Raw genomic sequence first — 20,685 nt, 5'->3', positions numbered from 1 at the left:
CCTTGGCTAGTAATTCAACAAGCGACGAATAACGGGAGTCGGCATGACTCGTCTCGTATCCCTCGCGGCCCTGGCCGGCGCGCTGGTGGCCGTGGTGCTCGGGTTCCTCACCTTCGGCGCGCAGGCCACCGCCGCGCCCGACGGCGTCCCGGTCGCGGTCGCTGGGCCGCCGGAACTCGCCCAGCGCGTCGCGGCGCACGGCGGCGGCCAGCTCGCCTGGACCGTCACGACCTCGGCCGAGGCCCGGCGGCTGCTGGAGGACAAGAAGGTCTACGGCGTGCTCGAACTCGGCTCGCCCGCGACCGTCGTGACGTCGGGGGCGGTCAACCCGGCCGGCACGCAGGTCGCGCAGCAGGCGCTCACCGCCGGGGCGGCCGCGCTGGGCGGCCCGCCGAAGCAGGAGGTGCTGCACCCGGCGAGCGCCGCCGGGCGGACCGCGCCGCTGGCCGCGTCCGCGCTGGCTTGGATCGGCGGCCTCGTCGCCGGGCTCGCGCTGACCCAGCTGGCCAAGCGCACGGGCCGCACGATCGGTGCCGGCGCGCGATTCCTGCAGGTCGTCGGCGCCGGCGTGCTGGTGACGGCGGTTGTGGCCGGGTTCTTCGCGCTGTGGGACTCCGCGTTGCCGCTCGACGCCGGCGTCCTCGGGTTCGTCTTCCTCGCCGCGACGGCGTTCGCGGCCGTGCAAGCCGGTCTGCTGCGCCTGCTCGGACTGCGGGCGATGGCCGTGCTCGGCCCGCTGTACCTGGTCGCGCCCGCGGTCGCCGGGCAGGTGCCCGAGCTGCTGAACCCGGCTTACCGCACGCTGCTGTGGTCGTGGACGCCGTTCCGCTTCTCGGCGGAGGGCCTGCGCAGCCTGCTCCAGGGCGTGCCGGACGCGCCCGACGTCACGACCGGGCTGTGGGTGCTCGGCGCGCTGCTGGTCGCGGGCCTGCTGGTGGTGCTGTGGCCCGGCCGGTCAGCCCGCCAGGAGGCTGAACCGCACCTTCCGGACCGGGTTGTCGAGGTTGGTGTCCACTAGGCAGATCGACTGCCAGGTGCCCAGCGCGAGGACGCCGCCGAGCACCGGGATCGTCGCGTACGGCGGCACCAGCGCCGGGAGCACGTGGTCACGCCCGTGGCCGGGGCTGCCGTGCCGGTGCCGCCAGCGGCCGTCGCGGGGGAGCAGCTCGTCGAGCGCGGTCAGCAGGTCTTCGTCGCTGCCCGCGCCGGTCTCGAGGATCGCCAGGCCGGCGGTGGCGTGCGGGACCCAGACGTGCAGCAGGCCGTCCGCCGCGTCGGCGTCGCGCAGGAACTCCTCGGCCTCGTGGGTGAGGTCGCGGACGACGGCTTCGGCGCCCGTGCGGACTTCGATCTCGGTGGAGTACATGGGTTCCAGCCTAGGCTCAGGTTTCCAGGTAGCGCAGCACCGCGAGCACCCGGCGATTGTCCCCTTCGGACGGTGGCAGGCCGAGCTTGCCGAAGATCGACGTCACGTACTTCTCGACGGACCCGGCCGAGAGGAACAGTTTCGCGGCGATCGCGGAGTTCGACCGGCCCTCCGCCATCAGGCCCAGGACCTCGCGCTCGCGCGGGGTCAGGCCGCTGAGCGCGTCGGTCCGGCGCGTCGCCGAGAAGAGCTGGCTGACGACTTCGGGGTCGAGGACCGTCTCGCCGTCGGCCACCCGGCGCAGCGCGTCGAGGAAGTCCGAGACCTCGGCGACGCGGTCCTTGAGCAGGTAGCCGACGCCGCCCGCGCGGCCGGCCAGCAGCTGGGCCGCGTACTTCGTCTCGACGTACTGGGAGAACAGCAGGATCGCGCGGCCCGGTGACTCCCGGCGCAGCGCGATCGCGGCTCGCAGGCCCTCGTCGGTGTGCGTCGGCGGCATCCGAATGTCCACAATGGACACATCCGGGATGTTCTCTTCGACGGCGGCCCGCAGCGCTTCGGCGTCCTTCACCGCGGCGACGACCTCGTGGCCGCGGAAGGTCAGCAGCTCGACGAGGCCCTGGCGCAGGATGGTGGAGTCCTCCGCGATGACGATCCGCATACGGCGACCCTAGCGGGGCAGCGGCACCCGCGCGGTCACTTCGGTCGGACCGCCGGCCGGGCTCGTGACGGCCAGTTCGCCGTCGACGGTCCGCAGCCGTTCGGCGACGCCGGCCAGCCCGCCGCCCGGGACGAGCCGGGCGCCCCCGGGGCCGTGGTCGCGCACCCGCAGCCAAAGGACGTCCCGTTCTTCGGCGACTTCGACGTACGTCTTCCCGCCGTGCTTCGCGGCGTTCGTGAGGAGTTCGGCGGCGCTGAAGTAGACGATGGTTTCGAGCGACGGCGGCGGGCGGCGGGGCAGCTCGACGGTGACCCGCGCGTCCATGCCGGACGTCGCGACGAGGGTGGCGAGGGCGACGTCGAGCCCGGCGTCGAGGGCGGCGGGGTGGATGCCGCGGGCGAGGTCGCGCAGCTCGGTGAGCGCCTGCTTGGCGTTGGCGTGGGCCGCGGTGACCAGCTGTTCCACCTGGGGCAGGTCGGCGTGCTCGAGCTCGTCCTTGGCCAGGCCGAGCTTCATCGCGAGCGCGACGAGCTGGGCCTGGGCACCGTCGTGCAGGTCGCGCTCGATCCGCCGCAGCCGCAGGGCGGAGTCTTCGACGGCGGTGGCGCGGCTGGCTTCCAGGTCGCGGACGCGTTCGGAGAGCACGCGCGTGCCGAGCAGGCCGACGACCAGCAGCCGGTCGAGCGCGGCGAAGGCGTGCGTGACCCACGGCAGGGCGACGAGCACGAGCAGGCCGGACGCGGACCAGGCGAGCGCGCCGAACCAGTTTTCGGCCCGGATGCCGAAGACGGGCAGGCGCTGCTCGCCGAGCGGGAACCAGAAGACGACGAAGGGGGTCGCGGCCAGGGCGTAGAGCGACCCGGCGGTGACGGCGAAGAGCCCGGCGAGGGTCAGGGGGAGGCGCAGGAGGAGGTAGCCGGCGGCGCGCCAGCCGGCGGGGTCGCCGACGCGGGCTTTGACCCAGGCCCAGAGGCCGGGCTTGAGCTCGGGCCGCCGCGGGGCGGGAACGCTGACGCCGAGCAGGGCTTTGGCGAGCCGCCGGTGCGCGGCGCCGAGGCCCCGGGCGTAGAGGACGGCCCCGGCGAGGACCAGGAACCCGACGAGCACGGGCGTCATCCAGACACCGAGCGCGAGGACGACGAGGAAGCTCGTCAGGGCGAAGAGGGTGAGCGGCGCGGAGAGGCAGAGCCAGAGGTACTCGGCCCGGAAGTCCCGCGCCGCGAGGGGCCCGAAGACGCGGCGCAGGGGGTGGGGGAGATCGGGGCTGGTCACGGGTCCAGTCTGGCTCGGGCAGGCGGCGGTGCCCATCCGGTTTTCCCCCGGCCGTGACCCCGGGAAGTGCCCGGTGCGTCAACCTCAGCTGAGGTTGCCGGCTAGGTCAGCTGAGCGCATGGGCTACGGGGTGATCAGGTTGGTTCTGTCTCGTCGTCGCGGCGGTTGCGGAGGTTGGCCAGACTGTTGGGGTGGTGATCGAGCAATTCCTCCAGCTGGCCTGCGGGGATGACGTGGGCAGCTGGGTCTGCGAAGCGTCGGGCTTCGGCCTCCCAATCGCGTTCGAGGTGAGACCAGTCGGGGCCGATAGCGGTGGCGGCGACGAATTCGGTGACTGCTCGCCGCCACGCCGGAGGGATGACGTCGGGGGTGGCGACGGCGTTGGTCATGGTGAGGAGGACGAATCCGCATTCGAGGGTGATCTCGTGAAGCGCGTTGCGGAAGGTGGCTTCGTCGTAGGCTGAGCCGGATCGGTGAGGACCAAAGGCAGGCAGGCGGCGGCGGTCGGGTGGTGCACGTTGCTGGCGACTCGGTAGTACTGCTGGTATGCGGAGTCTGTGATGGGAGTACCGGGTGCGGTGAAGTTGTGGGCGTACTACCGCACCTCATTGTCGGGGATCCAGCGGCCGGCGAGCATCCAGGCGTCGGCCTTGTCGGGTCGCTTCGCGAGCATGCGCGCGAGGCTGGCGGACTCGTATATGTCGCGCGCGTACACGCGAGCTTCGAGGTACAGGCCATTGGTGGCGAGGATCGTCGCGGCGCGGATTCCCCGAAATGCGCGGGTGTCGCCCGCTCTCCGAGTGCTGGTCGACTGGCAATCCCCGCCGCGCGCGTGGGCGATCGTGTATCTGTACGCCTACCGGTCGCTCAGAGCAAGGAAATTGCCGAGCGACCGCGCTGACGGGTAACACTGGTCGCCAGTGCGTCGTAATGCGTGACGGCCACCCCGAAACTCCTCGAGGTGGCCGTCACGAAACGAAACTCACGGGGTGTCCGGGTCGTCCTCCCGGGCCTTCTGCGCCGCTTCGCGCATCTCGATCACGTCCGTCAGCCAGTCGCCCGTCTCGCGGGCTATGTCGCGGATCGCGCCCGTGATGATCGACGCTATGTTGCCGACGTGCGTCGCCGCTGATTCGGTGATCACCTGCAGGGTGTCCTTCTCGCGTTCGAACTGGCCCACCATGTCACCCTCACGCTGCTCGGAGCTGCCGGTCGGGTTCCACGGTAGTCGGCGTCGGCGAACTCTGCGGGAGGGCCAGCTTCACGATCTTCTTCGCCACCGACCACAGCTGCCGGTGCAGCGGCCCCGTGTTGTACGGCAGCCCGTACTTCTCGCAGATCGCGCGCACCTCGCCGGCGATCTGCGGGTAGCGGCGCGCCGGGATGTCCGGGAACAGGTGGTGCTCGATCTGGTGGGACAGGTTGCCGCTCATGATGTGGAACAGCGGCCTCCCCGTGATGTTCGCCGACCCCAGGATCTGGCGCAGGTACCACTGCCCCCGCGACTCTTCCGACGTCTCCTCTTCCGTGAAGCTTTCGACGTCCGCCGGGAAGTGGCCGCAGAAGATGATCGCGAACGCCCACAGGTTGCGGGTCAGGTTCGCCGTCGCGTTGCCGAGGAACGTCAGCGGCGCCAGCGGGCCGGTCAGCAGCGGGAACAGCACGTAGTCCTTGCCGACCTGCCTCGAAGCCTTCCGCACGATCTTCTTCAGGACCGGCACGTTGTCGGCCCACGACCGCTCGCCCTTGACGACGTTCTCGACCTCGAGGTCGTGCAGCATCACGCCCCACTGGAAGAACAGCGCCAGCAGCGTCGCGTACACCGGGTTGCCCAGGTAGTACGGGTGCCACTTCTGGGCGGTGTCCATCCGCAGGATCCCGTAGCCGACGTCGCGGTCCTTGTCGACGATGTTGGTGTACGTGTGGTGGATGTAGTTGTGCGAGTGCCGCCAGTTCTCGGCCGGCGCCACCGTGTCCCACTCGAAGCGCTGCGAGCTCAGCGCCGGGTCGCGCGTCCAGTCGTACTGGCCGTGCATGACGTTGTGGCCGATCTCCATGTTGTCGAGGATCTTGGCCACCGACAGCGCGCCGACGCCGGCGAGCCACGCGGGCGGGAAGAACCCGGCGAACAACAGCGCCCGCCCGGCCACCTCCAGGCCGCGCTGGGTCTTGATGACGGTGTGGATGTAGTCGACGTCCTCCTGGCCCAGGTCGTCGACGATCCGCTGCCGCAGCGCGTCGAGCTCGCGGCCGAACTCCTCGACCTGTTCCGGGGTCAGGCGGTCCTGCAGACCGGTCATGACAATCTCCTCTAGGCGTCGATCTCGACGTCCCCGACGGGGACGGAGATGCAGAGCTGGATTTCTTCGTCTTCGTCGCCGGACACCTCGCCGGTGCGGGCGTTGCGGACGCGTCCGGCGGTCTTGAGCTGGGTGCAGGAGAAGCAGATGCCCATCCGGCAGCCGTGCTCCGGCGACAGGCCCGCCTCCTCGGCCTGCTCCAGCAACGGCTTCCCGGAGTTGGCGCACTCCCGCCCGCTGCGCTTGAAGCGCACCTGGCCCTCCGCGGCGGCCGTGTCGAAGGTCAACGCCGGCGGCGTGAACTCTTCGGTGTGCACACGTTCACCCAGCTCCTCGCGGACCGCGTCCATCAGCGGCTTCGGGCCGCAGACGAACGCCTCCGCGTCGCGGAACCACGGCGCGACGCGCGCGAGGTGCTCCGGCGCGAAGAAGCCGTTCAGGTCGCCGCCCTTCGAGTGGGTGTAGGCGTGGACGACCTTCAGCCGGGGGTGCCGGGCGGCGAGCTCGGCCAGTTCGGTGCGGTACAGCGCGTCGGCCGGCCCGTTCGAGTACTGCACGAACACGATCTCGCCGGCGTGCCCCTCGTCGGCCAGCGTGCGGGCCATGGCGAGCACCGGCGTGATGCCGCTGCCGCCCGCGATCAGCAGCACGCGGTCCGGCCGGGCGGCCGGCAGCGTGAACCCACCGTCCGGAGTGGACAGATTGACCACCGAGCCGACGCCGATCGCGCGGTTCAGGTGGCCGGAGACCAGGCCCTGCTCCTTGACCGTGAACTCGAGTTCGCCGTCGTACTGCGAACCGCAGGGTGAATAGCAGCGCGTGCGCCGGACGCCGTCGATCTCCACCTGCAGGCGGACGTACTGCCCGGCGGTGAAGCCGGGCCACGCGCGGCTGGGCTTGACGGTGAGGGTGACGGTGTCCGGCGTCTGCTTGCGCACCGCCGTGACCAGCCCGCGGATCTCGCGGCGGACCAGCATCGGGTCGACGAGCTCCAGGTAGCGGTCCATCCCGTGCGGCGTCAGCAGCGCCTCGGCCAGCGAGGCGAGGCTGCGCACCCGCCGGGGGATGAGCGCCGTCATCGGGAACCTCCTCGATTACAGTGAACGACTGTACACTCAACAGTGCACTGCAGGAGTGGACTGCCTGTCAACGCGGAACGCGGAGGATGTGACGTGAGCAACGCGGTGGACATCCGTACGCTGATAGATGTGTCGGAAGAGCCGGTGACCCGCCAGGAGCGCAAGCAGCGCACGCGCCAGGCGTTGCTGGACGCCGCCCTGGACCTGCTGGCTGACCGCCCGTTCGCGACGCTTTCCCTGCGCGAGGTTGCGAAGGGCGCCGGGTTGGTGCCAACGGCGTTCTACCGGCACTTCGCCTCGATGGAGGAGCTCGGCGTCGCGCTCGTGGAAGAAGCGACGCGCACGCTGCGCGGCATGATGCGCTCGGCGCGCACCGACCCGGACACCTACCAGGGGATGATCAGCGCCTCGGTGGCCACGGTCCACCAATTCGTCCGGGCGAACGAGGACCATTTCCGGTTCCTGACGCGCGAGCGCTACGGCGGCGGCCCGCTCGCCCGGTCCATCGCCGTCGAACTGCGGATGTTCTCCGGTGACCTCGCGATCGACCTCGCCCGGTTCGCGCCGCTGCGCGCGTGGAGCACCGAAGACCTGCACATGCTGGCCGACTTGATCGTTTCCGTGATGATCACGACGACCGTCGAGCTGCTGGAAGCCCGGCCGGCGGAAGACGCGAAAATCACCGGAACGGCGGAAAAACGGCTGCGGTTGATCCTGCTCGGGATCCCGCACTGGAAAACGAGCTGAACGTTTCCCGCACGACCTTCGTATCTTCTGGCACAACCCCGAGACTTGCGACCCACGTCACTGGGGACTGTCGGTCCGGCGTGGTACAACCCTCGGATCGTGCCTCGCCGATGAGGAGGTCGTGTGGCGGACAGCGAACAGCATCAGCAGCTCACCGTGGGTGTGGTGGCCGAGTCACGCCCCGGGGAGCGCCGGGTGGCCATGGTGCCCAAACTGGTCGGGAGACTCGCGCAGCGCGGGCTGCGCGTCCTGGTCGAACCGGGTGCCGGGGCCGGTGCGCACCTGAGTGACGACGCGTACACCCAAGCGGGCGCCGAGCTCGGCGACGCCTGGGGCGCGTCGATCGTCGTGAAGGTCAACCCGCCGAACCCGGCCGAGGTCGCCAAGCTGAGCCGGGGTTCCGTGCTCATCGGCTTCCTCGACCCGCGCGGCAACCCGGACGGGCTCGCGAAGCTCGAGGAAGCGGGCCTGCGCGCGTTCGCGATGGAGGCGGTCCCGCGGATCTCCCGGGCGCAGGCGATGGACGCGCTGTCGTCGCAGGCCAGCATCGGCGGCTACCGCGCCGTGCTGCTCGCGGCGCAGAAGCTCCCGCGCTTCTTCCCGATGCTCACCACCGCGGCGGGCACCGTCCCGCCGGCCAAGGTGCTGGTGCTCGGCGCCGGCGTCGCGGGCTTGCAGGCGCTCGCCACGGCGAAGCGGCTGGGCGCGCAGACCACCGGTTACGACGTCCGGCCCGAGGTCGCCGAGCAGGTCAAGTCGCTCGGCGCGCAGTTCCTCGACCTCGGCATCGAAGCGGTCGGCGAAGGCGGGTACGCCCGCGAGCTGACGGCGGAGGAGCGCGAGGAGCAGCAGCGGCGGCTCACCGAGGCCATCACGAAGTTCGACGTCGTCATCACGACGGCGCTGGTGCCGGGCCGCAAGGCGCCGACGCTGGTCACCGCGGACGCCGTCAAGGGCATGCCGGCCGGGTCGGTCGTGGTCGACCTCGCCGGCGAGACCGGCGGCAACTGCGAGCTGACCAAGCCGGGCGAGGACGTCGTGGAGCACGACGTCACCATCTCCTCCCCGCTGAACCTGCCCGCCGAAATGCCTTCGCACGCCAGCGAGCTGTACGCGCGCAACGTCACCGAGCTGCTGGAGCTGCTCGTGACGAAGGAAGGCGCGCTCGAGCTGAACTTCGAGGACGAGATCGTCGCCGGTGCCTGCGTGGCCGGGCGCGAAGGGAGTGTCGCGTGAGCCCACTCGTGCAGAACCTGGCGGTGCTGGTGCTCGCCGGGTTCGTCGGCTTCGCCGTCATCTCGAAGGTGCCCAACACCCTGCACACCCCGCTGATGTCGGGCACCAACGCCATCCACGGCATCGTGCTGCTGGGCGGCCTGGTCGTGCTCGGCCTCGGCGTCGACGGCGTCTTCAACAAGATCCTGCTGGTGATCGCGATCGCCTTCGGCACGATCAACGTCGTCGGCGGGTTCCTGGTCACCGACCGGATGCTGTCGATGTTCAAGGGCAAGAAACCCGCTCCGGCCGAGGAGGACGAGAAGTGACCGACTTCATCGCGATCCTCTACATCATCGCGTTCGCCCTGTTCATCTACGGCCTGATGGGCCTGACCGGCCCGCGCACCGCCGTCCGCGGCAACTGGATCGCCGCGGTCGGCATGGGCATCGCCGTCATCGCGACGTTGCTCACCCCCGGGATGGGCAACTGGGTGCTGATCGCCCTCGGCGTCGGGATCGGTGTCGTCGTCGGCGTCCCGTCGGCGCGCAAGGTCAAGATGACCGCGATGCCGCAGATGGTGGCCCTGTTCAACGGCGTCGGCGGCGGCGCGGTCGCGCTCATCGCGTGGGTCGAGTTCAACTCGACCGACGGGTACGCGCACGAGCCGGTGTACATCGCGATCGCGTCGCTGTTCGCCGCGATCATCGGGTCGATCTCCTTCTGGGGATCGAACGTCGCGTTCGGCAAGCTCCAGGAGCTGATCAGCGGCCGCCCGGTCACCATGGGCAAGCTGCAGCAGCCGGTCAACGCGCTGCTCCTGCTGGTCGCGATCGGCTGCGCGGTCGCCATCGTCGCCGGCGGCGACAACGAGCTGCTGATCATCGGTTTGCTCGTCGCGGCGGGCGTCCTCGGCCTCACCGTCGTGCTGCCGATCGGCGGCGCGGACATGCCGGTCGTCATCTCGCTGCTCAACGCGTTCACCGGCCTGTCGGCCGCGGCGATGGGTCTCGCGCTGGACAACACAGCGCTGATCGTGGCCGGCATGATCGTCGGCGCGTCCGGCTCGATCCTGACCAACCTGATGGCCAAGGCGATGAACCGGTCCATCCCGGCGATCGTCGCGGGCGGCTTCGGCGGCGGCCCGGCGGTCGCGGCCGGCGGCGGGACGAAGGAAGCCCGCCCGGTGCGCTCGACCAGCGCGGCCGACACCGCGATCCAGATGGCGTACGCCAGCAAGGTCGTCGTGGTGCCCGGGTACGGCATGGCCGTGGCGCAGGCGCAGCACACCGTCCGCGAGATGGCGAAGCTGCTGGAGAAGAAGGGCATCACGGTCGCGTACGCGATCCACCCGGTCGCCGGCCGGATGCCCGGGCACATGAACGTGCTGCTCGCGGAGGCCGACGTGCCGTACGAGCAGCTCAAGGAGATGGACGAGATCAACTCCGAGTTCGCCCAGACCGACGTCGCGCTGGTGATCGGCGCGAACGACGTCACGAACCCGGCGGCGCAGACCGACCCGAGCTCGCCGATCTACGGGATGCCGATCCTCAAGGTCAACGAGAGCCGGTCCGTGATCGTCTTGAAACGCGGGATGGCCTCCGGCTTCGCGGGCATCGACAACGACCTGTTCTACGATCCGAAGACCAGCATGCTCTTCGGGGACGCCAAGTCGTCGGTGGGCGAGATCGTGGAGGAACTCAAGGCGCTATGACGACCGGGTCGGATGTGCGTGCCGCGTTCACCGACCCCGCGGAGAACCTCGCGTTCGACGAAGCGCTCCTCCGGGTTGCGCCCGAGTCACCGGTGCTGTGGCTCTGGCGCAACCCGGTTTGCGTCGTGGTGGGGCGCGGCCAGCGGATCGCGCGTGAAGTGCGCGTTCCGGAGTGCGAGCGCGACGGCGTCCCGGTGCTGCGGCGGGCCAGCGGCGGCGGCACCGTGTTCCACGACCCGGGCAACCTGAACGTGACGCTGGTCCTGCCGGGCCCGACCGACCGGCCGCTGGAGACGCTCGGCAAGGTGATGAGCGCCGCCGTCGACCAGCTCGGGCTGGTCCCGCGGCTAGGCGACCGCGGCCTGTTCGTCGAGGACGCGAAGCTGTGCGGCTTCGCCGTGTTCCGCACCAAGGGCGGCCTGCTGGCCCACTCGACGCTGCTGGTCGAGACGTCGGCGGCGCTGGTCGGCCGTTACCTGACGAGCGCGCCGCCGGACCCGCGGCCGCTCGACTCCCACCGCAGCCCGGTGGCGTCGCTGGCCGAGCACGGCCTGCGGCCGGGGTTCCCGGCCGTCGAGGCGGCGGTGCGGGCGGCGGCGTCGCAGATCCTCGGGACGCTGGTGCCGCGGCCGCCGTCCGCCGCCGAGCTGGGCCGGCAGCGGGCGCTGCTGCACACCCGGTACCGGTACCCGTCGTGGCACGCGGACGGCGCCCAGCGCGCGGCCTGACCTTCTGTCTACTGTGGACTCACTCCGGAGCCGAGAACGTGACGCCGGGCACCTTCCGCGCCGTCGCCCGCGTGGTCTTCTTCGGCTCCGCCGCCTTGCGGGTGCGCGTGGTCTTCGCCGGCTCGGCCTTCGCCTTGGTGCTCTTCGCGGCGGCCTTCGGCTCGGCCTTGGCGGTCACCTTCTTCGGCGTCGCCTTCGCCCGCGGCCGCTTCGCGCCCGGGACGATCCGCGGCCGGCGCTTGCGGCCACCGGTGCGGCGCCCGGCGTCGGCGTAGCGCTGCAGCAGCTCGCGCAGCGCGTCGGCGTTGGCGAAGGAGAGGTCGATGTCGTAGTCGATGCCGTCCAGCCCGAACCCGACGGTCTCCGCCGCGGGCTCGCCGGTCAGATCATCCAGCACCTGCACAGCCGTGTTCCTGGCCACGACAAACCTCCCGTGCTCCGAACGTGGGTGTTTCGCGCGCACCGGAGCCGACGGCACCCCGGGCCGCCGATACCTTGCAGCTTCGAAGACGAGGATAGCCGCTGGCTTGCGCGAACTCGCGCGGTGGTGTGCGCTGATGCCATGTCCGGACAGACTTTTGACGTAGTGGTGATCGGCGCGGGCCCGGTGGGGGAGGTGGCCGCCGAACGGGCGGCACGCGGAGGCCTGAAGGTCGCGCTCGTCGAGCACGAGCTCTTCGGCGGCGAGTGCTCCTATTGGGCCTGCATCCCGAGCAAGGCGTTGCTGCGGCCGGGAAACCTCCTGGCCGCGGCCAAGCGGATCCCCGGCGTGCCGGTCGGCGACCGGCTCGACCCCGCCGCGGTGTTCGCGCGCCGTGACTGGTTCACCGGCAAGGGCGACGACGCGGGGCAGGTCGAGTGGGCGCGCGGCGCCGGCATCGAGCCGATCCGCGGGCACGGCGTGCTCACCGGTGAGCGGGAGGTCACCCTCGACGGCGACCGCGTGCTGACCGCGCGGCACGCGGTGATCGTGTGCACCGGCAGCGTGCCGAGCAAGCCGTCGATCCCGGGGCTCGACACGATCCGGCCGTGGGGTTCGCGGGAGGCGACGTCGGCGGAGTCGGTGCCGCGGCGCCTCGGCGTCCTCGGCGGCGGCGTGGTCGGCGTCGAGATGGCGCAGGCGTTCGCCACGCTCGGTTCGGAGGTCCACCTGGTGATCACCGGCGAGCGCCCGCTGCCGAAGAACGCCGCGTTCGCCGGCGACCTGGTCCTGCACGGGCTGCGCGAGGCCGGCGTGTACGTGCACACGGAGTCGGGCATCGAGCGCGTCGCGGCCGGCGACGGCGGCACCGAGCTGACGTTGAAGGACGGCGAGACGGTCGTCGTCGAGGAGCTGCTGCTGGCGACGGGCCGGCGTCCCACGACGACCGGGCTGGGCCTGGCCGCGTTCGGGGTCGAGGAGGGCCGCGCGCTGGAGGTCGACGACACCGGCCGGGTGTCCGCAGTGGACGGTGGCTGGCTGTACGCGGCGGGCGACGTCACCGGCCGCGCCCCGCTGACCCACCAGGGCAAGTACGGCGCCCGCGCGGCGGGCGACACGGTGGCGGCGCTGGCCGCGGGGACGTTCACGTCGGCTGAGCCGTGGAGCAGGTTCACCGCGACGGCCGATCACCACGCGGTGCCGCAGGTGGTGTTCACCGACCCGGAGGTGGCGGCGGTCGGGCTGGCGGACGCGCGGCCGGGGTCGGCCGACCGGGTCGTCGACATCGACATCGCGGTGGCGGGCTCGTCGCTGCACGCGGACGGCTACACGGGCAAGGCGCGGATCGTCGTCGACACCGAGCGGAACGTCCTGCTGGGTGTGACGTTCGTCGGCCAGGACGTCTCGGAGCTGCTGCACTCGGCGACGATCGCGATCGTCGGGGAGGTGCCGCTGGACCGGCTGTGGCACGCGGTGCCGTCATTCCCGACGATCAGCGAGGTGTGGCTGCGGCTGCTGGAGGCGTACGGGCTCTGAGCTACTGGGCGGGCAGGTCGAGGGCGGCCTGCACGGCCCGGGTGAGGCCGGGATCGTCCGGAGTGGACGGTCCCGGCGCCCAGACGGCCTGGACGAGCCGCACGGACGTGCCTTCGACCTTGGAGGCGTAGGCGGCGTTCTCGAAGCGCGGCGCGGGCGTGGCGCCCCATTTGCCGGTCTCGGTCGCGAGGTCGAGCACGCCGCCCCCGCCGGGGGTGTCGGCAACGGCCTTGAAGGCGGCGGCCTGGGCGGCATCGGGGAAGTCGACGATCCCGATGGTGACGGCGGCACCCCGCCCATCGACGTCGGCGGCGTAGGACGCGCGCCGGACGCCGGAGCAGCTGGTCTGCTGCAGGCTGGCTTGAGCGTCGCCGAAGGCGTGCGAAGCGCACCGCTGATCGTGATCGGCGGCGCGCAGCGAGAACTGCAGGCTCTGCGCGACGGGGGTGCTGGTCTGCGGCGGAGGCTGGGTCGCGGGGGTGGGAGGGCCGGTCGGAGCGGAGGCGGTGTCATCACCGGAGGTGGCAACGGCAACAGCGGCGACGACCAGGGCGATGAGCAGTCCGATCGCGGCCAGGGGGATCCAGCGGACGGTCTTCGAGGTGGGGACGGTTTCGCGCGGGGTGGGGCGTGGGGTGGGGAAGGGGGGTGAGTCCGCCGGGGGCTGTGGCTGGGCGGCTTGGGGACTGGCCGGTGGGGTCGGTTGGGTGTGGCTGGGGCGTTCTGGCTCGGTTGAGGTTCGGGCTGGTTGGGTGTGGTTGGGCTGTTCCGGGTCGGTTGAGGTTCGGGCCGGCTCGGCCTGGTTGGAGCGCTGCGGCTCGGTTGAGGTTCGGGCTGGTTCGGTCTGGTTGGGACGTTCCGGGTCGGTTGAGGTTCGGGCCGGTTCGGTCGGGGTGGGCCGCTCCGGCTCGGTTGAGGTTCGGCTCGGCTCGGTCTGGTTGGGCCGCTCTGGGGTGGTCGGCCGCGGGACGGTTGCCCCGGGTGCGGTCGTGAGGTTCTCGGTTCGCTCGGTGTCGGCGGCGAGATCGCCCGGCCGGACCGGCTGCGGCGGCACGGCGACGCCCGGGAACAGCGGGAGAACGGGGGCGTGCTGCGCAGGCGAGGGGAGCTTTTCGGTGCGGTCCGGGTCTGCGGGGGGCGGGAGCTTCTCGGTGCGTTCGGAGTCCTCTGGCGCCGGGAGCTTTTCGGTGCGCTCGGAGTCCTCTGTGGGCGGGAGCGCTTCGGTGCGCTCGGAGTCCGCGGACAGGGGCGAAGCCTCGGCGCTGGAACTCGGCGAAGCCGAGTCGAGATCGGCTTCCGCCGAGGACCCGGCGGCGGGCGCCGAGTCCTCGGCGGGTGATGGCGCCGGTCCGGCTTCGGCGGGGAGCGGAGTTTTGGTGTGCCAAACGGGGTTGCCCACAGTCGCCGAACTCGGCTCGGCTGAGTTCGCGGCAGGTGAGGTCAGCTCGGCAGCGGAACTCGGCTGGGCCGAACCCGCGGTGGGCGATGTCTGCTGGGAGGGAGTCGCTGCAGGCGAATCTCCGCCAGGCGAACTCGGCTCGGCCGAGCCCGCCGCGGGCGGGATCGGCTCGGCGGGGCGTGCGGCAGTCGAATCGTCGGCGGGGGAGCCTTGTTCGGCCGAGCCCGAAGCCGAAGAAGCTGGCTCGGCCGATGTTGCCGGGCTTGGGGTGGCTGGGCCCGCGCTCGCTTCAGGCGAGGTGGTGGTGAAGGCCGCGGCCGGACCGGGGCCGACCGGGCTCGCAGCCCCAGCCGCACTCGGCTGGGTGGGCACCACCGGCGCACTGTCCCAAAGGGACTCCGGTGGCGAATCGTCCGTGAACCTGCTGAATCCCTCCCCCAACAGCACCTCGTCCGAAAACTCCGGTGCCTCCGGTGCCAGCCCCCGGATCAACGCCCGCACCTGGTCCACCGACCGGGGCCGGTGCGCGGTTGCCAACGACACCGTTGCCGCCAGCATCGTCGTCGGGGTCGGGTGCAACACCCTCACCGGCCCTGCCAGGTCCGAGGCCGGCTGGTCGACCGTCTCCACGTACGGTCCTACCGCGACTATCGTCCCCACCGGGCCCGTTCCCGGGACCAGGGAAGCGATCCGCCGCTCGCACGCCTGCGATACGTCCAATGCCTCGGTCGCCGGGTTGATCGCGTCGTCGTCGGCCACCAGGGGCCAGCCGTCCGCCTTCCACTCGGCGCCCAGGGGAGCCTCCAGGCGCAGGGCCGGGTCCGGGAGGTCCACGCCGATCACGATGATCACCCCGTGGGGGAGCAGGACCACCGCCTCGATCGGGCGCTCGGTCACCGAGCCGACGCCCACCAGGGCGATCCCGCCGATCACGGTGCTGCCGCGGCCCAGGGACGCCAGCGCCGCCCGGACGTCGTCGGCGACCCGGGACTGCTGCCGCTCCAGGCGCACCAGTCGCACCGAAACCCCTCCCTGCTCGTCGTTCCGGGTCATCACGCTAGCGCGCCCGGCCGAATCCCCGGCGCGACACGGGGACGACGCGGCCGGGTGCCCTCCGAAAGTGGTGCCCCGGGTGACTTGTGGTGTTCGTGTGGCCAAACAGCACGGTTGGGGTGCAGAATGTGCTACAACGCATCGGAGGCGGCATTCGGGAGCCGCACTGAAGCCGTTCCGCAGCTCGAGTCAGGGCGTAGGGGAAGACGTCCCTCGTCGAGCAACAAGCGGAGGTAGCAGTGAGCACCCGTGGCAGCACCCGAGGTGTGGTGTACGTCCACTCGTCGCCGTCTGCGGTGTGTCCGCACGTCGAGTGGGCTATTTCGGGCACCCTGGGTGCCCGCGTTGACCTGAAGTGGACGGCGCAGCCGGCCAGTCCGGGTCAGCTTCGCGCCGAATGCGGCTGGCGCGCGCCCGCGGGCACCGGCGCCAAACTGGCGGCCGCGCTCAAGGCGTGGCCGATGATTCGGTTCGAGGTCACCGAAGAGCCCAGCGCGGGCGTCGACGGCGAACGGTTCTGCTTCGCGCCCGGCCTCGGCCTGTGGCACGGGAGAACGAGCGCCAACGGCGACATCGTGGTGGGTGAGGACCAGCTGCGCGCCCTCGTGGCCATGACCCGCGGGGGTGAGACCCTCGCGCACAAGCTCGACGAGCTCCTCGCCGCGAGCTGGGACGAGGCGCTCGAGCCCTACCGCCACGCCGGCGACGGCGCCCCGGTGACCTGGCTCCACCAGGTCGGCTGACGGCAGAAGGCTTCGCACGGGCGGTCCGGCGCGACCCCGGGTGATCCCGGGCGCGCCGGGCCGCCCGCGTGCGTTCACGGGGACCAGGACGGCCGGGCGTCCGGGCCGGGCCGGTACGCTCTGGAGGGTGACCGCCCCCGTCCCCAGCTCCCGTCAGCGCTGGCTGGTGCCCGTCGTGGTCGTGGTGCTTTCCGTGACCGTCGGGGCCGGCCTGCTCGCCCGCGAGGTCTACCGCCGGCCCGACCGGTCCGCCGACGAATCCACGGCCGCCTCGGCCACGTCGTCGGCCGCCAGCAGTGGTGCGCCCGCCGCGGCGGGCGTCGTCCGGATGACCGACGACGCGAGGCACCACCCGCAGGCCGAGGCCGTGAGCGAGCTCCTCAAAACGTACTTCGACGCCATCAACGGCAAGCAGTACTCGCTGTGGCTGCAGGCCGTCAGCACAAAGCGGGCCGCCCAGCAGTCGGCCAATGAGTGGAAGACCGGCGTCAAGTCCACAAGGGACTCCGACCCCCTCGTCTACCGGATCGAGCGCGGCGCCGGCGGGTCGCTGCGGGTCCTGGTCGCCTTCACCAGCAGGCAGGAAAAAGCCGACGCCCCGGACTTCTTCCCGGAGACGTGCATCAAATGGCGGCTCGTCCTGCCGGTGGTCCAGGAGAAGCCCGGCCTGAAGATCGACACCGTCGACCCCGGTCCGACACCCGAGCACGAGAAGTGCTGAAAAAGGGGCCCGGCCGAAGCCGGGCCCCTTTTTCAGCGGTGGACGATCAGGCCGCCGGGGTGAACAGCAGCGCGGTGTTGTGCCCGCCGAAGCCGAACGAGTTGCTGAGCGCGGCGGTCAGCTCGACCTTGCGCGCCTCACCCGAAACGACGTCCAGCTGCACCCGCGGGTCCAGGTCGGTCAGGTTCAGGGTGGCCGGCACGATGCCGTGGTACAGCGAGAGGATCGTGATGATCCCCTCGACCGCGCCGGCGCCGCCGACGAGGTGACCGAGCGCGCCCTTCGGCGCCGTCACGACCGGGTGTTCCCCGACCGCGTTGCGGATCGCCGCAGCCTCGCCGATGTCGCCGACCACAGTGGACGTCGCGTGGGCGTTCACGTGCCCGACGTCCGCGGGGGTGACGCCGGCCATCTTCATCGCCGCGCGCATCGCGGCGATCTGCCCGAGACCCTCGGGGTGGTTGCCGGTGATGTGGTAGGCGTCCGAGGTGATGCCGTGCCCGGCGATCGTCGCGTAGATGCGCGCCCCGCGGGCCTTCGCCTGGTCGGCGCGCTCCAGGATGACTACGCCGGAGCCCTCGCCGAGGACGAAGCCGTCCCGGCTCGCGTCGAACGGCCGCGACGCGCTCGCCGGGTCGTCGTTGCGGGTGGACACGGTGCGGGCCTGGGCGAAGCCGGCCAGCGTGATCGGGTGGATGCACGCTTCGGCGCCCCCCGCGATCACGACGTCGGCGCGGCCGGAGCGGATCATCTCCACCCCGCTCGCGATGCCCTCGGCACCCGAAGCGCAGGCCGAGGCCGGGGAGTGCACCCCGGCCCGCGCCTTCAGGTCGATGCCCACGTGCGCGGCCGGGCCGTTCGGCATCAGCATCGGCACGGTCAGCGGCGACACCTTGCGGAGACCCTGCTGGTGCAACAGATCGTTCTGGGTGAGCAGGGTGACCGGACCGCCGACACCCGTCCCGATCGACACGCCGAGGCGGTCGGGGTCCACGTCGGTGTGCTCGTCGGTCGGCTCCGAGTACCCGGCGTCGGCCCACGCCTGGCGGGCGGCGATCAGCGCGACCTGCTCGCAGCGGTCCATCCGGCGGGCCTGCACCCGCGGCAGGACCTCGCTGGGGTCGACGGCCAGCTGGCCGCCGATCTTGACCGGCAGCTGCAGCTCCTCGACCCAGTCGGCCTCGATCGTCCGGATCCCGCTCCGTCCGGCCAGCAGACCGTCCCAGGTGGACGTGACGTCCCCGCCGAGCGGTGTGGTGGCGCCGAGACCGGTGATCACGACGTCGATGTTGCTCATGGGAGTCTCCTCAAGGAGGGAAGAGGACTTACTTCGAGTTGGCCGACACGTAGTTCACCGCGTCGCCCACGGTCTTGAGGTTGGCGAGCTCGTCGTCCGGGATCTTGACGCCGAACTTGTCCTCGGCCTGCACGGCGATCTCGACCATCGACAGCGAGTCGATGTCCAGGTCGTCCACGAACGACTTCTCGGCGGTGACGTCGTCCTGAGCCACACCGGCCACCTCTTCGACGATCTCGGCGAGGCCGGCGAGGATCTCAGCGTTGTCAGCCATGGGGTAGTTCCCTTCTCGGTCTTACTGTGGGTCTGTTGCCCTCGGGCGAATGCCCGCGGGGAGCGTAACGGTGATCAGGGGCAGACGAACGCCTGCCCGGCGTAGGACAGGCCCGCGCCGAACCCGACCGCCAGCACCACGTCGCCGGGCTTCGCCGTCCCGGCCTTGCGCATGTGGTCCAGCGCGAGGGGGATGGACGCCGACGAGGTGTTGCCGGAGTACTTGATGTCGTCGGCGACGACCATGTCCTCGCGGGCGCCGTTGGCCCGGAGCTTCTTCGCGATCGCCTCGACGATGCGCAGGTTGGCCTGGTGCGGGATCAGCACGTCCACATCGGACGGCTTGAGCCCGGCGGCCTCCAGCGCCTGCATCGCGATCGGCGCGATCTTCGTGGTCGCCCACCGGAAGACCGACTGGCCCTCCTGGTAGATGTACTTGTCGTCGCGCATGTAGATCAGGTCGACCAGGTCGCCCGCGCTGCCCCAGGTGACCGGGCCGATGCCCGGCTCGTCGGCCGCGCCGACGACCGCGGCGCCCGCGCCGTCGGCGAAGATGATCGCGTTGGCGCGGTCGACCGGGTCGACCGAGTCGGTGAGCTTCTCCGCGCCGATGACCAGGACCTTCTTCGCCGAGCCGGCCCGGATGAGGTCGGAGGCGACGCCGAGGCCGTAGCAGAACCCGGCGCACGCGGCGTTGAGGTCGAACGCGCCGGGGCTGGGGATGCCGATCCGCGCCGCGACCTGGGCGGCGGCGTTCGGGATCAGCGTCGGCATGGTGCAGTTCGGCAGGATCACCGTGTCCACTTCGGACGGGGCGACCCCGGCGTCGGCCAGCGCGGCGGTGCCGGCGGCGACAGCGAAGTCGGTGAGCGACTCGTCCTTCTCCGCGAACCGGCGCTCGATGATGCCGACGCGGTCGCGGATCCACTGGTCGTTGGTGTCCATGATCTGCGACAGGTCGTCGTTGGTGACGACCTTGTCCGGCTGCGCGCTGCCGATGCCCAGCACGCGGCTGCCGCGGGAGCCGGGGTTGAGGCTCAGGGTGGGTCGATCGGTCACGAGGCGTCCTCCTGGCGCAGCGCGGCCAGCTCGGCCGGCGTCTTCAGCGCGGTGGTAGTGGTGACGACGCCCTTGAGCTGCCGCTTGACCAGGCCGGTCAGCGTGCCCGCGGGCGCGAGTTCGACGGTGCGGGTGACGCCGAGGGAGACCAGGCCGTCCATCGTCAGGTCCCAGCGGACCGACCGGGTGACCTGCGCGACCAGGCGGTCCAGGTACTCGGCGCCGCTGGTGACGACCGCGCCGTCGGCGTTCGACAGCAGCGGGCGCGTCGGGTCGGCCGGGGTCAGCTCGGCGGCGTGGGCGCGCAGCGCCTCCTCGGCCGGTGCCATGTACTGCGTGTGGAACGCGCCGGCGACCTTGAGGGCGCGGATCTTCGTGCCTTCCAGGGGCTCGGCGACGATCTTCGCGATGGCGTCGGCGGCACCGGAGGCGACGATCTGCCCCGCTCCGTTGCGGTTCGCGGCGGTCAGGCCCTGCTCTTCGAGCCACGCGACGACCTGCTCGGGGTCCCCGAGCATGACCGCGGCCATCGACGTCGGTTCCAGCGCGCACGCCTTCGCCATCTCGGCGCCCCGGACGGCGGCCAGCGCGACGGCGTCTTCGGGCTCGAGCACCCCGGCGATCGCGGCCGCGGCGAGCTCGCCGACGGAGTGCCCGGCGACCGGCGCGTCCGCGGGGAGCGGCGCGGTGGCCTGGAGGTGCTCGAAGGTGAGCAGCGACAGCGCGACGATCAGCGGCTGCGCGACGGCGGTGTCCTGGATCTCGTCGGCGTCCGCCTCGGTACCCAGGCGGAGCAGGTCGAGGCCCGCGCGCTCGGACCACCGGGCGACGCGCTCGCGCGCGCCGTCGAGGTCGAGCCAGGGCGTGAACATACCGGGGGCCTGGGACCCCTGACCGGGAGCGAGGACTGCTGCTGTCACCCTTCAAGACAACACGTTCGCGGTGCCTCGGCGTGATGCCGACGCTCACAGTGTCTGTGCGACGTCTTTGTCGGAACCCTCCAAAGACGCGCCGGAGAAGCTCGCGCGTAACCCGGATGCCTTGTCGGGTTCAATCACCTTTCGCTGTTAAGTCCATCACGTGACGCCCGTCTCGGGAAGG

Annotated in this window: 22 protein-coding genes; 9 read left to right on the top strand and 13 right to left on the bottom strand. The window is 71.4% G+C overall.

The window, feature by feature from the left end:
• Positions 1-43: 43 nt before the first annotated feature.
• A complete protein-coding gene (locus ACZ7OH_RS18780; RefSeq protein ID WP_470281922.1) occupies positions 44-1,018 on the top strand; it encodes a YhgE/Pip domain-containing protein in 975 nt (324 codons plus the stop codon).
• Here ACZ7OH_RS18780 and ACZ7OH_RS18775 read toward each other — a convergent pair.
• From ACZ7OH_RS18775 to ACZ7OH_RS18745, 7 genes are all read right to left on the bottom strand, one after another.
• On the bottom strand, positions 956-1,366 hold the full coding sequence (locus ACZ7OH_RS18775) for a YjbQ family protein (RefSeq protein ID WP_400903903.1): 411 nt from the start codon (positions 1,364-1,366) through the stop codon (positions 956-958). The genes ACZ7OH_RS18780 and ACZ7OH_RS18775 overlap by 63 nt on opposite strands.
• A 16-nt stretch (positions 1,367-1,382) precedes the next feature.
• Complete coding sequence (locus ACZ7OH_RS18770) at positions 1,383-2,027, bottom strand: response regulator transcription factor (RefSeq protein WP_470281921.1); 645 nt, start codon at positions 2,025-2,027, stop codon at positions 1,383-1,385.
• Between the two features lie 9 nt (positions 2,028-2,036).
• Positions 2,037-3,335: a sensor histidine kinase gene (locus ACZ7OH_RS18765; protein WP_470281920.1), complete on the bottom strand. Its 1,299-nt coding sequence runs from the start codon at positions 3,333-3,335 to the stop codon at positions 2,037-2,039.
• 98 nt (positions 3,336-3,433) lie between these two features.
• Positions 3,434-3,688 (bottom strand): hypothetical protein, encoded by a 255-nt coding sequence (locus ACZ7OH_RS18760; RefSeq protein ID WP_470281919.1) that lies wholly within the window; start codon positions 3,686-3,688, stop codon positions 3,434-3,436.
• A 593-nt stretch (positions 3,689-4,281) separates the two neighbouring features.
• Entirely contained in the window at positions 4,282-4,482 is a 201-nt protein-coding gene (locus tag ACZ7OH_RS18755; protein WP_086680004.1) for a hypothetical protein, read from the bottom strand.
• 7 nt (positions 4,483-4,489) lie between these two features.
• Positions 4,490-5,599, bottom strand: a complete 1,110-nt coding sequence (locus ACZ7OH_RS18750; protein WP_470281918.1) for a fatty acid desaturase family protein — start codon at positions 5,597-5,599, stop codon at positions 4,490-4,492.
• Positions 5,600-5,610: 11 nt separating this feature from the next.
• Positions 5,611-6,678 (bottom strand): ferredoxin reductase, encoded by a 1,068-nt coding sequence (locus tag ACZ7OH_RS18745; protein WP_470281917.1) that lies wholly within the window; start codon positions 6,676-6,678, stop codon positions 5,611-5,613.
• Between the two features lie 93 nt (positions 6,679-6,771).
• On the opposite strand from ACZ7OH_RS18745, the gene ACZ7OH_RS18740 reads away from it, so the two are divergent.
• The 5 genes from ACZ7OH_RS18740 to ACZ7OH_RS18720 all read left to right on the top strand — a co-directional run bounded on the left by ACZ7OH_RS18740 (position 6,772) and on the right by ACZ7OH_RS18720 (position 11,082).
• Entirely contained in the window at positions 6,772-7,425 is a 654-nt protein-coding gene (locus ACZ7OH_RS18740; RefSeq protein WP_470281916.1) for a TetR family transcriptional regulator, read from the top strand.
• Between the two features lie 123 nt (positions 7,426-7,548).
• Positions 7,549-8,661 (top strand): Re/Si-specific NAD(P)(+) transhydrogenase subunit alpha, encoded by a 1,113-nt coding sequence (locus ACZ7OH_RS18735; protein WP_470281915.1) that lies wholly within the window; start codon positions 7,549-7,551, stop codon positions 8,659-8,661.
• Entirely contained in the window at positions 8,658-8,969 is a 312-nt protein-coding gene (locus tag ACZ7OH_RS18730; protein WP_329050201.1) for an NAD(P) transhydrogenase subunit alpha part 2, read from the top strand. Before ACZ7OH_RS18735 ends, ACZ7OH_RS18730 begins: the two co-directional genes overlap by 4 nt.
• A complete protein-coding gene (locus ACZ7OH_RS18725) occupies positions 8,966-10,354 on the top strand; it encodes an NAD(P)(+) transhydrogenase (Re/Si-specific) subunit beta (protein ID WP_470281914.1) in 1,389 nt (462 codons plus the stop codon). The genes ACZ7OH_RS18730 and ACZ7OH_RS18725 overlap by 4 nt, the downstream gene beginning before the upstream one ends.
• Positions 10,351-11,082: a lipoate--protein ligase family protein gene (locus ACZ7OH_RS18720; protein ID WP_470281913.1), complete on the top strand. Its 732-nt coding sequence runs from the start codon at positions 10,351-10,353 to the stop codon at positions 11,080-11,082. The genes ACZ7OH_RS18725 and ACZ7OH_RS18720 overlap by 4 nt, the downstream gene beginning before the upstream one ends.
• Positions 11,083-11,101: 19 nt before the next feature.
• Here ACZ7OH_RS18720 and ACZ7OH_RS18715 read toward each other — a convergent pair whose 3' ends face one another.
• Positions 11,102-11,503 carry an Lsr2 dimerization domain-containing protein gene (locus tag ACZ7OH_RS18715; protein ID WP_400903920.1) on the bottom strand — a complete coding sequence of 134 codons (402 nt, stop codon included), beginning with the start codon at positions 11,501-11,503 and terminating at the stop codon, positions 11,102-11,104.
• 141 nt (positions 11,504-11,644) lie between these two features.
• Here ACZ7OH_RS18715 and ACZ7OH_RS18710 point away from each other — a divergent pair, with 141 nt between their 5' ends.
• Positions 11,645-13,039: a dihydrolipoyl dehydrogenase family protein gene (locus ACZ7OH_RS18710; RefSeq protein WP_470281912.1), complete on the top strand. Its 1,395-nt coding sequence runs from the start codon at positions 11,645-11,647 to the stop codon at positions 13,037-13,039.
• 1 nt (position 13,040) lies between these two features.
• On the opposite strand, the gene ACZ7OH_RS18705 is transcribed toward ACZ7OH_RS18710, so the two are convergent.
• Positions 13,041-15,458, bottom strand: coding sequence for a hypothetical protein (locus ACZ7OH_RS18705; protein ID WP_470281911.1), 2,418 nt, complete (start codon positions 15,456-15,458; stop codon positions 13,041-13,043).
• A gap of 272 nt (positions 15,459-15,730) precedes the next feature.
• On the opposite strand from ACZ7OH_RS18705, the gene ACZ7OH_RS18700 reads away from it, so the two are divergent.
• Together ACZ7OH_RS18700 and ACZ7OH_RS18695 are read left to right on the top strand one after the other, a co-directional pair.
• The gene (locus ACZ7OH_RS18700) at positions 15,731-16,234 is read left to right on the top strand and encodes a DUF3145 domain-containing protein (RefSeq protein WP_364450131.1); all 504 of its coding nucleotides are present in this window, start codon (positions 15,731-15,733) and stop codon (positions 16,232-16,234) included.
• Between the two features lie 127 nt (positions 16,235-16,361).
• Complete coding sequence (locus tag ACZ7OH_RS18695; RefSeq protein ID WP_470281910.1) at positions 16,362-16,955, top strand: hypothetical protein; 594 nt, start codon at positions 16,362-16,364, stop codon at positions 16,953-16,955.
• A gap of 46 nt (positions 16,956-17,001) precedes the next feature.
• On the opposite strand, the gene ACZ7OH_RS18690 is transcribed toward ACZ7OH_RS18695, so the two are convergent.
• The 4 genes from ACZ7OH_RS18690 to ACZ7OH_RS18675 all read right to left on the bottom strand — a co-directional run bounded on the left by ACZ7OH_RS18690 (position 17,002) and on the right by ACZ7OH_RS18675 (position 20,504).
• Positions 17,002-18,252 (bottom strand): beta-ketoacyl-[acyl-carrier-protein] synthase family protein, encoded by a 1,251-nt coding sequence (locus tag ACZ7OH_RS18690; protein WP_470281909.1) that lies wholly within the window; start codon positions 18,250-18,252, stop codon positions 17,002-17,004.
• 28 nt (positions 18,253-18,280) lie between these two features.
• Entirely contained in the window at positions 18,281-18,526 is a 246-nt protein-coding gene (locus ACZ7OH_RS18685) for an acyl carrier protein (protein ID WP_004559006.1), read from the bottom strand.
• 74 nt (positions 18,527-18,600) lie between these two features.
• Positions 18,601-19,584: a beta-ketoacyl-ACP synthase III gene (locus tag ACZ7OH_RS18680; RefSeq protein ID WP_470281908.1), complete on the bottom strand. Its 984-nt coding sequence runs from the start codon at positions 19,582-19,584 to the stop codon at positions 18,601-18,603.
• Positions 19,581-20,504 carry an ACP S-malonyltransferase gene (locus ACZ7OH_RS18675; protein ID WP_470281907.1) on the bottom strand — a complete coding sequence of 308 codons (924 nt, stop codon included), beginning with the start codon at positions 20,502-20,504 and terminating at the stop codon, positions 19,581-19,583. Before ACZ7OH_RS18675 ends, ACZ7OH_RS18680 begins: the two co-directional genes overlap by 4 nt.
• Positions 20,505-20,685: the final 181 nt, after the last annotated feature.

The sequence above is a fragment of the Amycolatopsis sp. NPDC114478 genome (assembly GCF_055633805.1).
This window is presented reverse-complemented; position numbering and strand designations above follow the sequence as displayed.